Source organism: Roseburia sp. TF10-5, assembly GCF_003462365.1.
Lineage (GTDB): Bacteria > Bacillota > Clostridia > Lachnospirales > Lachnospiraceae > Roseburia > Roseburia faecis.
Genome location: NZ_QTYW01000007.1, coordinates 1 through 12,981 on the forward strand (window position 1 = coordinate 1; position 12,981 = coordinate 12,981).

The 12,981-nt window shown below is 37.8% G+C and carries 18 protein-coding genes; 2 read left to right on the plus strand and 16 right to left on the minus strand.

Annotated elements, in window-relative coordinates; genetic code table 11:
- Positions 1 to 51: 51 nt before the first annotated feature.
- The 9 genes from DXD06_RS08460 to DXD06_RS08500 all read right to left on the minus strand — a co-directional run bounded on the left by DXD06_RS08460 (position 52) and on the right by DXD06_RS08500 (position 6,413).
- Complete coding sequence (locus tag DXD06_RS08460) at positions 52 to 939, minus strand: ParB/RepB/Spo0J family partition protein (protein WP_117831342.1); 888 nt, start codon at positions 937 to 939, stop codon at positions 52 to 54.
- Complete coding sequence (locus DXD06_RS08465; protein ID WP_117831343.1) at positions 932 to 1,714, minus strand: ParA family protein; 783 nt, start codon at positions 1,712 to 1,714, stop codon at positions 932 to 934. Before DXD06_RS08465 ends, DXD06_RS08460 begins: the two co-directional genes overlap by 8 nt.
- Before the next feature lie 32 nt (positions 1,715 to 1,746).
- A complete protein-coding gene (locus DXD06_RS08470) occupies positions 1,747 to 1,926 on the minus strand; it encodes a hypothetical protein (protein WP_015516251.1) in 180 nt (59 codons plus the stop codon).
- On the minus strand, positions 1,926 to 2,399 hold the full coding sequence (locus DXD06_RS08475) for a DUF6075 family protein (protein WP_117831344.1): 474 nt from the start codon (positions 2,397 to 2,399) through the stop codon (positions 1,926 to 1,928). Before DXD06_RS08475 ends, DXD06_RS08470 begins: the two co-directional genes overlap by 1 nt.
- A 117-nt stretch (positions 2,400 to 2,516) precedes the next feature.
- Positions 2,517 to 4,430 (minus strand): recombinase family protein, encoded by a 1,914-nt coding sequence (locus DXD06_RS08480; protein WP_117831345.1) that lies wholly within the window; start codon positions 4,428 to 4,430, stop codon positions 2,517 to 2,519.
- A gap of 51 nt (positions 4,431 to 4,481) precedes the next feature.
- Entirely contained in the window at positions 4,482 to 4,640 is a 159-nt protein-coding gene (locus tag DXD06_RS17490; protein ID WP_117831346.1) for an SHOCT domain-containing protein, read from the minus strand.
- Between the two features lie 23 nt (positions 4,641 to 4,663).
- Entirely contained in the window at positions 4,664 to 4,954 is a 291-nt protein-coding gene (locus tag DXD06_RS08490; RefSeq protein ID WP_117831347.1) for a hypothetical protein, read from the minus strand.
- On the minus strand, positions 4,947 to 6,026 hold the full coding sequence (locus tag DXD06_RS08495; RefSeq protein ID WP_117831348.1) for a hypothetical protein: 1,080 nt from the start codon (positions 6,024 to 6,026) through the stop codon (positions 4,947 to 4,949). The genes DXD06_RS08490 and DXD06_RS08495 overlap by 8 nt, the downstream gene beginning before the upstream one ends.
- Positions 6,027 to 6,221: 195 nt before the next feature.
- Complete coding sequence (locus DXD06_RS08500; protein ID WP_117831349.1) at positions 6,222 to 6,413, minus strand: hypothetical protein; 192 nt, start codon at positions 6,411 to 6,413, stop codon at positions 6,222 to 6,224.
- 187 nt (positions 6,414 to 6,600) lie between these two features.
- Between DXD06_RS08500 and DXD06_RS08505 the strand changes: the two genes are divergently transcribed.
- Positions 6,601 to 7,554, plus strand: coding sequence for a hypothetical protein (locus DXD06_RS08505; RefSeq protein WP_117831350.1), 954 nt, complete (start codon positions 6,601 to 6,603; stop codon positions 7,552 to 7,554).
- 204 nt (positions 7,555 to 7,758) lie between these two features.
- On the opposite strand, the gene DXD06_RS17495 is transcribed toward DXD06_RS08505, so the two are convergent.
- Positions 7,759 to 8,781: a leucine-rich repeat protein gene (locus tag DXD06_RS17495; RefSeq protein WP_243000961.1), complete on the minus strand. Its 1,023-nt coding sequence runs from the start codon at positions 8,779 to 8,781 to the stop codon at positions 7,759 to 7,761.
- A gap of 116 nt (positions 8,782 to 8,897) precedes the next feature.
- Between DXD06_RS17495 and DXD06_RS08515 the strand changes: the two genes are divergently transcribed.
- Positions 8,898 to 9,215, plus strand: a complete 318-nt coding sequence (locus DXD06_RS08515; protein WP_117831351.1) for a helix-turn-helix domain-containing protein — start codon at positions 8,898 to 8,900, stop codon at positions 9,213 to 9,215.
- Here the strand turns inward: DXD06_RS08515 and DXD06_RS08520 are convergent.
- From DXD06_RS08520 to DXD06_RS08540, 6 genes are all read right to left on the minus strand, one after another.
- Positions 9,210 to 9,452, minus strand: a complete 243-nt coding sequence (locus DXD06_RS08520; protein ID WP_117831352.1) for a hypothetical protein — start codon at positions 9,450 to 9,452, stop codon at positions 9,210 to 9,212. The genes DXD06_RS08515 and DXD06_RS08520 overlap by 6 nt on opposite strands.
- Positions 9,453 to 9,911: 459 nt before the next feature.
- Positions 9,912 to 10,391 (minus strand): J domain-containing protein, encoded by a 480-nt coding sequence (locus DXD06_RS08530; RefSeq protein ID WP_117831354.1) that lies wholly within the window; start codon positions 10,389 to 10,391, stop codon positions 9,912 to 9,914.
- Positions 10,375 to 10,521: a hypothetical protein gene (locus DXD06_RS17070; RefSeq protein ID WP_158569506.1), complete on the minus strand. Its 147-nt coding sequence runs from the start codon at positions 10,519 to 10,521 to the stop codon at positions 10,375 to 10,377. Before DXD06_RS17070 ends, DXD06_RS08530 begins: the two co-directional genes overlap by 17 nt.
- A 270-nt stretch (positions 10,522 to 10,791) precedes the next feature.
- The gene (locus tag DXD06_RS17245) at positions 10,792 to 10,953 is read right to left on the minus strand and encodes a hypothetical protein (RefSeq protein WP_199535204.1); all 162 of its coding nucleotides are present in this window, start codon (positions 10,951 to 10,953) and stop codon (positions 10,792 to 10,794) included.
- A complete protein-coding gene (gene rlmD, locus DXD06_RS08535; protein ID WP_117831355.1) occupies positions 10,935 to 12,431 on the minus strand; it encodes a 23S rRNA (uracil(1939)-C(5))-methyltransferase RlmD in 1,497 nt (498 codons plus the stop codon). Before rlmD ends, DXD06_RS17245 begins: the two co-directional genes overlap by 19 nt.
- Before the next feature lie 145 nt (positions 12,432 to 12,576).
- Positions 12,577 to 12,894: a hypothetical protein gene (locus tag DXD06_RS08540; RefSeq protein WP_022046011.1), complete on the minus strand. Its 318-nt coding sequence runs from the start codon at positions 12,892 to 12,894 to the stop codon at positions 12,577 to 12,579.
- Positions 12,895 to 12,981: the final 87 nt, after the last annotated feature.

Here is a 12,981-nt window from a genome sequence, read left to right on the forward strand (position 1 = left end):
ATTCTTACCGCATTTTTAATCAGGATTGCGAACTTGTTTCGCAATTACCTATTATTTCTCACTGTTTGAACTATTCCACTCATCCAATAGCTGATAGATAACATTTTCAATCTGCTCATTGGAATAATCTTCTGGAAAATATCTGCTGATTTTGTCTGCCTTGATGGTTACTTTTCGCTCTATCGGTTTCGGTTCTGTCAGGATCAGCCTTACCATCGGTAATGTCAGTTCATCACTTTTTCCATACTCCTTCAGCCTTGATGCCTGTACTGTTGAAATGATCACCCCTGTTTCTTCAAGAACAACTTGCACCCACTCCTGTTGCTGTTCTGTCAGAAATGACAGCTCTACACCCTGCACGATTCCAATTTTCTTTTTATCGACCATATCTAAAAGTGCATCCGATAAGTGAGCAAGGTAAATATATCTTTGTACTGTTTTTGCACTCTCTCCTGCAGTTTCCCCAACCTCATCCAGACTGTTGCCTTTTCCTTTTTTACCCTGATGTTTTACAGCTTCATATTTCATAAAATAAGCTTTTGCCTTTTCACTCGGAAGAATATCTTCCCTCTGAATATTGCTGTCCACCATGATAATTATAGCTTCATCATCCGTATAATCACGGATGAACATCGGCATTGTAGTAAGTCCGACAAGCTCACAGGCGTGTCTCCTGCGATGTCCGGCAATAATCTCATAGCCGCCATCTTTCATTGGTCTGGCAATGCCTGGCATCAATACTCCATGCTCTCTGATGCTTTCCACCGTTTCCTGCATCTTTTCATCATCCAGTACCTTAAACGGGTGTCCTTTGAACTCATGCAGTTCTGACAATGCGATTTCCTGTACCTGCTCTGTTCCTGTCTGTGGCTGCTCCGTTCCAAATAAATCATCAAAGCTGTTTAACTTTACCTTTGCAGCACTTCCTGTCTTACTCATTGCCAAGCACCTCCTCCGTCAGTGATTGGTAGGCACTTGCTACCTTGCCATTCGGATCGTGCTTATAAATGCTTACACCTTCCGCAGAAATTTCCGCAGCTCTTACTGACATTGGAATACTGTTTTCAAATATCCGCACTCTGCTTCCATAATTTTCAATCAGCAGATTGCTGATGTCTCTGGCATAATTGGTACGATTATCAACCATTGTAAGCAAAATTCCCTCAATCTCCAGTTTCGGATTGATCTGTCTCTTTACTTTTCCAATAGTTTTAATCAGCTGTTCCAGACCTTTTACCGGCAGATACGCTGCTTGTACTGGAATCAAGATACTGTCCGCACTGGTAAAAGCATTTATCGTAATCATGCCGAGTGATGGCATACAGTCAATCAGAATGTAATCATAGCGGTCTTTCTGTTGTTCTATGTAGGTACGAAGCACCGTCTCCCTGCTCATAACATTCACAAGTGAGGTTTCCAAACCGGAAAGCTCGATATTTCCCGGCATGAAATCCACCCCCTCCTCATGTCTTAAAATGCCGTACTCCGGTTTTATTTCCTCATCATTGATAATGGATGCCATAATGGTTGCAAGTGTAATTTCCAGTCTGTCCGGCTCCCGAATACCAAGACTTGCCGTAAGACTGCCCTGTGCATCTGCATCTATCAGTAAAACTTTCTTTCCCTGTTTTGCCAGTCCGATTCCTAAATTGCTTGTTGTGGTGGTCTTTCCAACTCCACCCTTCTGATTTGCGATTGCTATTACTTTACACATGATAAATTCTCCTATTCTCTACTATTTTGCTTTTATCTGCTGCTCTTTACATTGCTTTTCTGCACTTCCGCATAAGCTCTGTAATATTTGTTTGTCCCTTTATTGCTATAAAGCTCTGATATCTCCAGAACTTCTACTTTTGGATGACGCTGTAAGATTTTCTGAAACCACACAATGTCATTCTTCGTTCCCATCAATCTGACTTTTAACATTAGTCTGCTCCTCCAAATAAGGCATACAGTTCCCGGTTATAAGTCGCATACTCCGGATAGCGGATCTGTATCGCCTGCCAAAAGAAAGGTGCATAGGCACAGCAGAACAAATCCTCCACTGTATACTGCCTGCACTCGTTTACCTGTTCCTCTGTTTTTGTGTAATCATCTACACTCGGTGTGCCATTGCAATACAGGTTAAATGCCATTCGCACCACCTTCATACTGCCACTGGTCTGCCAGCCTTCATGCAGACACTCAGTTTTTACACATCCCGTCTTAAAATCATAGATGCTATCAACATTTCTTCTCGTATCATCGCTGATACCAAGGCAATAGCAAAGTGCCTTGTGGTACACATCCTGATAGCGTACCTCTTTTAATTTTTCATAGTAGAATTTTTCATGTGCTTCGCTGATAAAATTGATTGTCTGTTCCTTTTTGTTTTCTGCTCCTAACGCTGTGTTGTTCATAGTGAACCTCCTTTTAAATTGAATTGAAAAAGGCACTCCTAATGGAATGCCCTAATATAAAAAATAGGGACACTCTTTCAAGTATCCCTACGTTCTATCAACATATCTGATAGTTCTCTATTTACTTTCATATTCAGAATTCTTTGTGTTCCCACAACCGAGGTCTAACGCTACAACAACAGTCACCTTCCTCACAAGCTCTTTTTCCTTGTGATTTTCAGCAATCCTGTTGAAGCTGAAAAACTCTACAAAGTGCGTAAATTCAAGGATTTCTACATATCCTTTCTGTGTAGTCCTACCACAGTCTCCACATGTATCGTTGTCGCCTTGTAGAGAAATTATATCACAATCGTTGTTACCATTGGAACATGAATTTGCAAAAGAAAAAGGTTGCGAACTTGCAACCTCATCTTTTTCATATCCTGTTTTAAATATAAATTTCAACTTATATGGATTGATTTCTCCATTCTCCGCTTTTTCTCCAACTATAACCCTGTCAATGATACTTTCAAATACATGGCGGTCAAACTTCTGTAAAATTTCATGCTTACTTATGATATTCTGAAATTCCGTCAATCGCTTGTTAATGTCCTGCTGGTCTTGCATTTTATCTTTTAATGACTGCTTCTGCAATAACAATCCGTCCATTTTCTCATTGATTTCTGTTACTTTGATTTGATAAATTTCTTCATCAATCTTATCATCTAAACGCATATCTACAAGACTGCTCTTGCGTTCTTTCAAACGTGTAATCTTTTTATTAAGTTTTTTCAATTCTCTGTCAGTATCATTATTTTGTAATCCTGCTCTGACATGCTCCAAAAATCCGTCAATAAATTCTCCGTCATAAGTACATAATGCGTTATATGCTCTTACAAATGCTTCTTCAATAAGTGCTTCGGGTACTCCTTTGCAGTACGGACACTCTTTCTTGCCATGTTTTGTAGCAGTTACACATTGCCATATTGTCTTTTTGTAATCTGTTCGTGAGTTCCATGTTCTTCTTGTGAGATTTCCACCACAAAAACCACATTTCAATAAACAGCTAAAAGAATACTGTCTGCTGTATTTATCTCGCTTACCATTGCTTCTTGAATGTGAACCTTTACGCTTATTTAATATCTCGTTTGCTTTATCCCACAATTCTCTGCTTACAATGGCTTCATGATGATTTTCTGTATAATACTGGTCAGCTTCTCCCATATTATCAAGTCTGCGTTTGGTAATCGGGTCAACTGTAAATGTCTTTCCCATAAGTAAATCGCCTTTGTATTTCTCATTCTTGATAATACCGATAACACCATGCTCACTGAAACTGCTTTCGCCACGCTTATTTTTATATCCAAGATTTTTTAATTCTCTTGCTATGACTTTACCGCCTGCACCCTCAACATATCTGTTGAATATGTAGCGTACCGCTTCGGCTTCTTTTTCATTGACTGTAATGGTTTTATCTTCTTTATTATAGTCATAACCAAGACAGCCATTAAAACCAACCATTTCCCCTCTCTGCATTTTCATGGAAAGACCTAACTTTACATGTTCAGAAATATTCTGTACTTCCTGCTGTGCAACAGAACTAAGGATTGTAAGTAATAATTCTCCATCCATAGTGAGCGTGTTGATATTTTCTTCCTCAAACATGACTGCAACGCTCTTTTCCTTTAAGGCTCGCACATACTGTAAGGTATCAACTGTATTCCTTGCAAATCGGGATATGGATTTTACAATAATCAAATCTATATCTCCATTCATACAATCGTTAACCATACGGTTAAAATCCTCTCTCTTGGTGGTCTGTGTTCCTGTTATTGCTTCATCAGCATATACACCTACAAACTGCCATTCGGGATTATTGCTGATAAGCTCCGTATAATATTTTACCTGTGACTGGTAGCTTTCAAGCTGTTCCTCACTATCTGTTGATACTCTTGCATAAGCCGCTACCCTAAGAGTGTTCAAATGAACACCCTTTCTTCTATTTACTGTCTGTTTAGTTGCTTTACGAACCTGTACTGTTGGATTTGTCATAGTCTTGTACCTCCTATAATTATAATATAGTAATTTATATGAAGCCTTGTTTTAGGCTGTCATAGCTGTTATATCCGATATAATGCCGTATTCATTCATCAGTTTGTTTTTAATTTTCTGATACTCGGTTTCTGTTATTAACTTGCTTTGCAATAACTGTGACAGCAAAGATAATTCTTTGCTGTACTGCAATAATTTTTCATTCTTCATAAATTTACCAACTTTCTATGATATTAAAATGGTTCTTCTTTTTCGTTAAACTCAATCTGTTTAGACCCGCTATCGAATAAGCGAAGATTATCTGTAATTCCACGTAACATATACGATAACCCTAATAACTTTTTAAATTGTTCTTCACTTCCTGTGTCCTTTTCTAACACCTCATCCATAGCTTTTATAATCAATTCTTCTTCCAATATAGTGTTTTCACTGTTTGCTCTTCCTAATGCAAAACACGCATATCTCGCGTTATTCAATAACATTTCCTTTACCGATTTGGTATCATATCTTTTTTCTCTATTCATAATTTTCCTCCCTTTCTTTTATCAATAAATTATAAATACTTGGTACTTCATCAATCCCCATACTATCGGGAATAATAACAGGCTGTATGCCTAAATGCTTAAATTTCTTTAACCAACGCTCTTTAAATGACCTTATATTTCTATATTGTGGCGGTGTATATATATTAGTGTCTGCAATCGCTTTTTCAAGTTCATACAGACCTTTGAAATGCTGTATCATATCAATAATGGATACCATAACCGCCTTATCATATGGTTTATAGGAACTGTTGTTAATCAACTCAACCGCTTTGCTCCTGCTCACATATTTTTCTATGCCGAATATGTTACGGATTTCTTTCTTTAGATACTCATGGCAGAAGTCCTTTTCCAAAAATGGTTCTATTGAGCGTTTGGTCGGTAACTTCATGTTATAGATACCCTGCTTTTTAATCTGTGCTTCCAGTCTGACTGTTCGCTGTATCTGCTCCTGCTCCTCTGTTGGTATCTCTTTCCCTGTATTTATCAAAGCAATCCACTTGTGATAAATGTTAAAAGCTCTCGAACCATTGGAAAAACAACAGCTTTCAATATATAAACTGTCTATGTCCTTAGCAATGCCTGTACGCTTCATATTGCGATAACCATAAGGGAAAGACATATTACAAAGCCATACTACAAGCTGTGGAAAATCAGCCTGTATGTCCTCTGCTATATCTGCTCTGTTCGTCAGAAACAATGACAATGGCTGTTTATCCAGTCGGATATAACGAAACTCGTTAATCTCATATATCCGCTTTAATAATCTGTCTAAAATATCAGCAGGGGCGTACCTTGTTAAATCCACTAAAAATACTTTGCTATCGCCCATGATGATTGACGGATTACACCGAAGCACAACATAATAACGTTCCATTACCACACCATACTTTACATACTTATATGTTCTTAATTCAATCTGCATGATACCTTTAGCAGAGTAATAATTGGTTCGCTCCACATAATTACTTACCTTAGAAAGATGCGGAAGATTATCATGCAGGTATCTATAAGCGGTTGGAGATATGTTGCTGTTTAACTCAAAAGTATGCAAATCAACCCTCCTGCAAATGACTTATATTATGTCTATACATCAACGTAAAATTTATCCTAGGTCTACCCTCAATAAGTGGAAAATCCTTGATTTTACGCTTATTGAGAGCTTATAACCTATGCAATAGTTATTGCTGTTGCTGTCAGTCGGAACTTGCTATACCTGCTCCGAAGGACATAATATAACTGTTCATCATTATTTCTGTTCTTTCAGTCTGTCTAACTTAATTTCTTCAATCGCTGACATGACCTGCTGTTTTCTTTCTTCTGATAACTCCTCTCGAAACCATTTGCAGAATGATGTTTCATTAACATTCAGCTTCTTTGCTACCTGCCACATATAAATATTGTTATCACACATGACTGCTTTAATCTGTTGATTATTCATATCTTGATTTCCTCCATGTAATTTATTATCAGCAGATACTTCAACAGTTAGCTAGCCTTATATATTGCTGTTGGTGTTGTTTCTGCTTGAGATAATGTTACCATCTGTGGTACACTTAAGTCCAAACTATATCTATACTTTTATTTTTAGTTTTCAATGCATAGAGAATTTAAGGAGAACAATACTTATGAATGATAACTCGCTCGGATTTGCAATATTAGACATAGGAACAGGCTTCACTCTATTAAATCAATCAGAAGATGAAACCATTCCATATGGATCATTGACACTTACACTAATCAATATAGACTATAAAGAATTTAATAAAATGGTTTCTACTGTTATAAGCCAATATTTTGATAAAGCTTTCAATCCTGATGACACGGAAGCACTTTTAAATTCTCTTTACTCAAAAATTAGTTTTTACATATCATATTCTTCAAAAGGTTATCTGCATACCGAACAGGCTAATATGGTTACTGAACTCATAGTTACTGAAATATTAAATATGATTGAAGCTGAACATTTTGAAATTACAGACATAAATAAATGTGTTCCTTTTATATTTTCCAGTTCAACAGCACAAGATTTAATTAAAAAGGTATTAAAGCGTGACACCTCGGATTTAACTCCGTTAATAAAAGAAGCTGATGTATTTGAAATAAATTCACAGCTTTTACATATGGAACTGCCAGTCTATTATCTGAATACCATTTCAGATTATCTTTTGCTGGATTTGAAGATGTATTTAGAGCGTTCTTCAAAAACTGTAAAAGAATGTGACTGCTGTGGTCGGCTATATCTTCCAACAAGAAAAAGTGATAAATACTGTCAGCTTCCTAGAAATGATAGAAAAACCTGTGCTGACATCATGCATATTTCTCCCAATGATGAATATGTAAAAGTAAGGAATAAGGCAAGGGATAAACAACATAAGCAGATACAATATTACAAGAATAAAAATAAGTATGATGAAAAATTCTTACTTAATCTTTATAGCGACTGGTCTACTGACTGTGGGCAAAAATATAATGACTTCAAAAGTAAAGAAGACATAGATGGATTTAAGGCATGGATTACAGAAACAAAATTTACCTCTAAAACTATTGAAGATAAATGGATAAAATTCAAGGAAGCATAGCACTTTATAAATATTGCCTGTATATATTTTTAATGAAATCATGAGAATTGTAGGTATAAAACATTATTTTTATGTGAAATAATTCCCCTAGACACAACAAAAGGAGATACCCCGATGATGAAGTATCTCCCATATGTTACATTTTGATGTTAAATTATCTGATACATGATGGTAAAGCTGGTATTGCTCATGTATCATGGATATTTATTTTACAGTAACCTTAGTAGTTAATGTTTTCTTTGCTCCATTTTTTATCTGCATAGATATACTGATTTTGGCTGTACCTTTTTTCTTTCCAGCTACTTTACCACTAGATGATACGGTTGCAACTTTTGGATTGCTGGATTTGAATGTTACCTTTACATCAGCAGGACTACCAGTATATTTTGCCACCTGTGTAAATCCAGCAGGTAATGTGATTTTTAAAGCCTTGCTCTTGCCTTTATTTACAGAGAATGAGGATGGAGCTTTTGCTTTGGAAAAAATAGATGATGCATTAAGCTTATGAAATTTAATAGCTTTGGATTCATTCCCATTCTTATCTAATATTACCCATATACCTTCTCCCTCAGAACTCCATCCGTTCTGATATGTTTCAGTTGCCAATTTATTATACTTTTTGACAAAGTTATATGCAACAGAGGAACTATATCCATATACATCTGATAAATACGTACTTAAACCATCCGCAACCGTACAAAATGCGTATATGTCTATTTTTGTGATGCTCTTTGGTAATATGACATTATAAATTCTGCTGTTCATAAATGCGCCATCTGATATTTCTTCTACACCATCATAAAAGACCACGCTGTCAATTTTGGCATCCCAGCAAAAAGTGGAAGGGATTTTTTTAACAGTTCCTGCGATTGTCATTTTCTGAACAGATGTATTATATGTAAATGCCATATTTCCTAATGAAGTTATACCATTTTTTAGTATTATATTTTTAACATTTTTCATAGAACTGGATTTTTCCCAGGGAGCATCTGGATACTCGATACTCTGTTGTGTTCTCTCATCCCAGTAATGTCCATAATTATTCATCCTGCCTTTCGTACCTTTTACAGCACTAAGTGTTAATGTGTCACCTTTGATTTCCCAGTGGATTTCTCCATCATTTCCACTGGCTGTTTTTGCCTGTACGGTCTGTGGCATAATACCGATTCCAGTAAGCACCATGCAGACCATCAGTAATCCACATAATAGTTTTTTCATTTGTTTCATAAGCATCCTCCTTGTTATGTAATGCTAGAATTTTTATAGTTATGGATTATTATACTCTAACTAGATAAATATTACAATTACATTAAGTTCAAAATAGGATTAGAGGTGTGGTTTTGATGAAAGAACTTGATTTTGATTTTATCGGTCAGAGGATTAAAGAGGTCAGAACGGATAATCACTTAACACAAGAATACTTAGCAAATAAGACAGGTGTAAATGTTAGTCATATCAGCAATATCGAGACGAACAAAGTCAAGGTCAGCCTTACTCTGCTAGTTCAGATATGTAATGCCTTAGGGGTTACTGTTGATTATCTGCTGGAAAATGAATACCACAATCCGACCTCTGTTATAGAAAAAGAACTCTTAAATATGGTAAAGGGCATGAAAAAAGAGAAGCAGGAAACACTTCTCCGAATCGCCAAGGTGCTATAAAAGCTTTATCAGCAGTTGTACCGCAAATCTAACACCAACTTCAAATCCAGTCTGTTCCGCTGACAGGGATATAGCATATAGCAGTGATTTTAGCTGTTCCATTTCATCATCAGATAATTTCTGTTGATAAGGGGCGGTCAGTTCCGCTACTTTTTCATCTGTAGATTTATTTATGGATATAATATCTTCTTCGTAAATAAGTATCTCACTATAGATTTTCTTTAATAAATCATTCATGGTTATAACCTCGCTTTCGTATAATCGTAAAAAGTTAAAATGTGTATTAACAGGTACATTTGATTGTAATTTAGCTGTTTCCAGTCATTTAATCCATAAAGGGACGATAATACAAGCATGAAAAAAGGCTCTGTAATTCGTTTCTGCCTAATCAGATTGCACAGAATACGATATTGAGCCTTAGTGTATGTTTTATTCATTTGTCTTGTAACTGGTCTTAGATTTTGCAAAATCAAGGTTCGTTCATCATAATTTACTAGCTTCATCATCAACACCCCCATTCATACAATCATCATAACAACTGCACCATTCACAATAGCACAGGTCACATTCGATTAGAAAACCATTTGTAACAATCGGCATACAGCTATTGAGATATTCGGGGCAACTACTACAAGGACTGTTATATTCGCTTACAGACTTATAATTCATCATACACATATAAAACACTTCCTTTCCTTAATTCAGTACATATTGCTTAGATTTATGGCTTACAGATTGGCTTCCGTATTTCATGCGGATTTCAGCAAGAGAGACTTCTTTATTGTGGTATCGCCTGTATTCTCCGTAGTGCCAGCACCAGCTTTTCTTCTTAGGAGCGTATTTAAAGCCTGTTGATTTCAATAACTCACGATATTCATAACCGCCATGAACCCATAACCAAGAGCCTATAATTTCTATATCTGCATTGATATGGATAATACTGTTTAATACCTCTTTAAATGCCTTATTTTCATCATCTGTGTTATAGGTATGTGGATTGTTATCTGACTGTGTTTCTTTGCTTAAAATGGCAAATAAGCGGTCATATTCAGCATTGATTTCCTGTGTAACCTCAACACTTCCATTTTCATTATCGGGGTGGTACAACTTTAATAATCTTCTGTATTCTTTTCTTAATTCTTCGACAGTAGTAACATTTTTAAACCATTTCATCATGTTTTTGCTCCTTTCGTTTGTCCTCGATTTCATTCAGCCATTGATTGAGATACCATTCGTACTGCTTATCTGACAGCAGATACCAGCAGGCGGTTTGTTCTTCCAGCCATTTCTTAAAATCCTGTTCCATTGATAACAACTCCTTTCGTCAACACATATTTTTAGGCAACAAAAAAAGACAGTTTAACGACTTGTCTAGGTCGTGCTTATAAACCGCATATACAAAAGGGTGCGGTTACAATCTAGCTTTACTTTTGAAAGTATTACAAGCAGGTGCATTGAAAAATTTTTATATATTTTTGCCCTATACTGGCGATTTTCAAGGCTTTTCAGCCTAAAAAAAGGTACAAAAAAAGCACTTTCAGCTTTTTATAGCCAAAAGTGCGATTTTTCCCATAAATTAGGCATTTCTTGACATATCTACCACTACCAGTTCTATTCCTACACTTACTGGAATTTCCTTTTTTAACTCCTTTTCCAGTACATTTTCTGCATTTGGTGTAAATACGAAATGGTCGAAAAACTGCGTAAAATCAAGGATTTCTAGGTATCGGCTCTGCATAGCAACACACAAGTCTCGACGTGCACGGTATTCGGAAACATATCCACGCACTGCACCTTATCCACGACATATCCCCGCGCCAGCAGCACCTCCAGATCCCGCGCCAGACTCGTCGGCTTACACGAAATATAAATCATATGATCTACACCATAATTGATAATCTTTTCCAGCGCCTTCGGATGAATACCATCCCTTGGCGGATCAAGCACAATATAATCCGGCCGTTCCTCAATCGTATCGAGCACTTTTAAGACATCACCCGCCAAAAATTCACAGTTGTCCAGATGATTGAGTGCCGCATTCTCTTTTGCGGCCTCTACCGCTTCCTCGATGATCTCCACGCCCACAACTTTTTTGCAGACCGGAGCGAGCATCTGTGCGATTGTACCGGTACCGCTGTACAGATCATAAACGGTCTTGTCTGCCAGCATGTCCGGATTATCCCCGAGGATAAATTCGCGGGCTGTGGAATAAAGCACTTCTGCTCCGAGAGAGTTTGTCTGGAAAAAAGAAAACGGTGAAATCTGAAAACGCAGTCCCAACAGCTCCTCATAAAAATAATCCTGTCCGAAAAGTACTTCCGTTCCTTCGTTTTTTACGACATCCGCCACGCTGTCATTTTTTGTGTGGAGTACTCCTTTTAAGGTTCCTTCCAGGGAAAGTGCCAGAAGTACATCTTTCCATCCGGCTAAAAGCTGCTTTTCTTTTTCTTCGTTTACCGTTCCGGCATGTGGACATCTGCCCTGCTTTTCCAGCAATGCAGCCTCTATCTTTGCACGCTCGTCCGGCTCCTGCTCCTGTACATTTCTCCAATCCTGCGTCGTAGTGATCAGATCAACTAAAATCTCTCCGGTCTTTACTGCCTTTCGCACAAGAAGATGGCGCAGATACCCGGTATGACGCAGTCTGTGATAGAAGAAGATTTCCTGCTCCCTGAAATAAGCGAGCGTTGCCATGAGAATCGCACGGAAATCGCCATCCACGATCCGGCAGTCCTCTACTGTTACAATATCGTAAAAACTGCCGCGCTTGTGCATTCCAAGTGCCAGCGGTCCGTCCTTGTATTCATCTCCAAATGAAAATTCCATTTTGTTACGGTAAGCAAGCACACGCGGACTGTGTCTGATTGGCAGAAACTCATAAGCACAGGCATCCCCGATCGCCTGCTCTATCATGCCGCGTACCTGTGTCTCCTTGATCTTTAACTGTTCTTCATAAGGCAGACTCTGATACGTACATCCTCCGCACTGTCCGAAATGCCGGCAGGTATCTGCGGTCTCCCGTGGCGATTTCTTCACGGTTTCCAGAAGCCGTCCTTCCGCTTTTCCTTTTCGTACCTTATTTACTGCAAAGGAAACACGCTGTCCCGGAATGGTATTCTTGACGATGACGCGTTCTCCCTCGTCTGTCATCACAATCCCTTTGTTCGGGAATTCTACGGTTGTTACGTTTCCTTCTGCAATCTGCCCTTTTTTCATTCTTTTACTCCTCATGCATCATTCTGAATCTTATTTTCTTACAGAAAAAGGGACTACACAACTGCAGTCCCTTCTTTCTTCGTTCGGTTTTCTTTTTCTGTGCACCGCTCAAACTGCCTGAAAGTTCTCACGCTTCCGACAATGATTAGTCCTCTGTCTTGTCTGCGGAAGCATCCTTAGACTCTGCAGCCGGCTCATCATCCTCATCCTCGAAGAAGTCATTGTCGAACTCATCTTCAAAATCGTCCTCAAAATCATCCAGATAATCCGGTGTAAAGAAACGATAAATTCCATAGATTGCTGCTGCAACTGCGACAACGATTCCAATCACGGCGAATACAATCACGAATTTGGAAGGTTTCTTCTCCTCTTCTTCCTGTCTCTTCAAAAACTTATTAAGCTTTGCTGCATCCAAAACATCCCCCACTTTGGTAGATGCTAAAATATCTTCTACTTTACTCATGATGGCACTTCTCCTTCCTGCATTTTTAATTACATCCATTATAGCATATCTTTCCCTGTTTTCCTATGAAAAATTTGTGTTTATAAA

Excerpts from the sequence above, each read along its gene's own strand:
- DXD06_RS08460 (WP_117831342.1), bottom strand. The coding sequence starts at position 939 with ATGAGTAAGACAGGAAGTGCTGCAAAGGTAAAGTTAAACAGCTTTGAT.
- DXD06_RS08465 (WP_117831343.1), bottom strand. The coding sequence starts at position 1,714 with ATGTGTAAAGTAATAGCAATCGCAAATCAGAAGGGTGGAGTTGGAAAG.
- DXD06_RS08470 (WP_015516251.1), bottom strand. The coding sequence starts at position 1,926 with ATGTTAAAAGTCAGATTGATGGGAACGAAGAATGACATTGTGTGGTTT.
- DXD06_RS08475 (WP_117831344.1), bottom strand. The coding sequence starts at position 2,399 with ATGAACAACACAGCGTTAGGAGCAGAAAACAAAAAGGAACAGACAATC.
- DXD06_RS08480 (WP_117831345.1), bottom strand. The coding sequence starts at position 4,430 with ATGACAAATCCAACAGTACAGGTTCGTAAAGCAACTAAACAGACAGTA.
- DXD06_RS17490 (WP_117831346.1), bottom strand. The coding sequence starts at position 4,640 with ATGAAGAATGAAAAATTATTGCAGTACAGCAAAGAATTATCTTTGCTG.
- DXD06_RS08490 (WP_117831347.1), bottom strand. The coding sequence starts at position 4,954 with ATGAATAGAGAAAAAAGATATGATACCAAATCGGTAAAGGAAATGTTA.
- DXD06_RS08500 (WP_117831349.1), bottom strand. The coding sequence starts at position 6,413 with ATGAATAATCAACAGATTAAAGCAGTCATGTGTGATAACAATATTTAT.
- DXD06_RS08505 (WP_117831350.1), top strand. The coding sequence starts at position 6,601 with ATGAATGATAACTCGCTCGGATTTGCAATATTAGACATAGGAACAGGC.
- DXD06_RS17495 (WP_243000961.1), bottom strand. The coding sequence starts at position 8,781 with ATGAAACAAATGAAAAAACTATTATGTGGATTACTGATGGTCTGCATG.
- DXD06_RS08515 (WP_117831351.1), top strand. The coding sequence starts at position 8,898 with ATGAAAGAACTTGATTTTGATTTTATCGGTCAGAGGATTAAAGAGGTC.
- DXD06_RS08520 (WP_117831352.1), bottom strand. The coding sequence starts at position 9,452 with ATGAATGATTTATTAAAGAAAATCTATAGTGAGATACTTATTTACGAA.
- DXD06_RS08530 (WP_117831354.1), bottom strand. The coding sequence starts at position 10,391 with ATGATGAAATGGTTTAAAAATGTTACTACTGTCGAAGAATTAAGAAAA.
- DXD06_RS17070 (WP_158569506.1), bottom strand. The coding sequence starts at position 10,521 with ATGGAACAGGATTTTAAGAAATGGCTGGAAGAACAAACCGCCTGCTGG.
- DXD06_RS17245 (WP_199535204.1), bottom strand. The coding sequence starts at position 10,953 with ATGCAGAGCCGATACCTAGAAATCCTTGATTTTACGCAGTTTTTCGAC.
- rlmD (WP_117831355.1), bottom strand. The coding sequence starts at position 12,431 with ATGAAAAAAGGGCAGATTGCAGAAGGAAACGTAACAACCGTAGAATTC.
- DXD06_RS08540 (WP_022046011.1), bottom strand. The coding sequence starts at position 12,894 with ATGAGTAAAGTAGAAGATATTTTAGCATCTACCAAAGTGGGGGATGTT.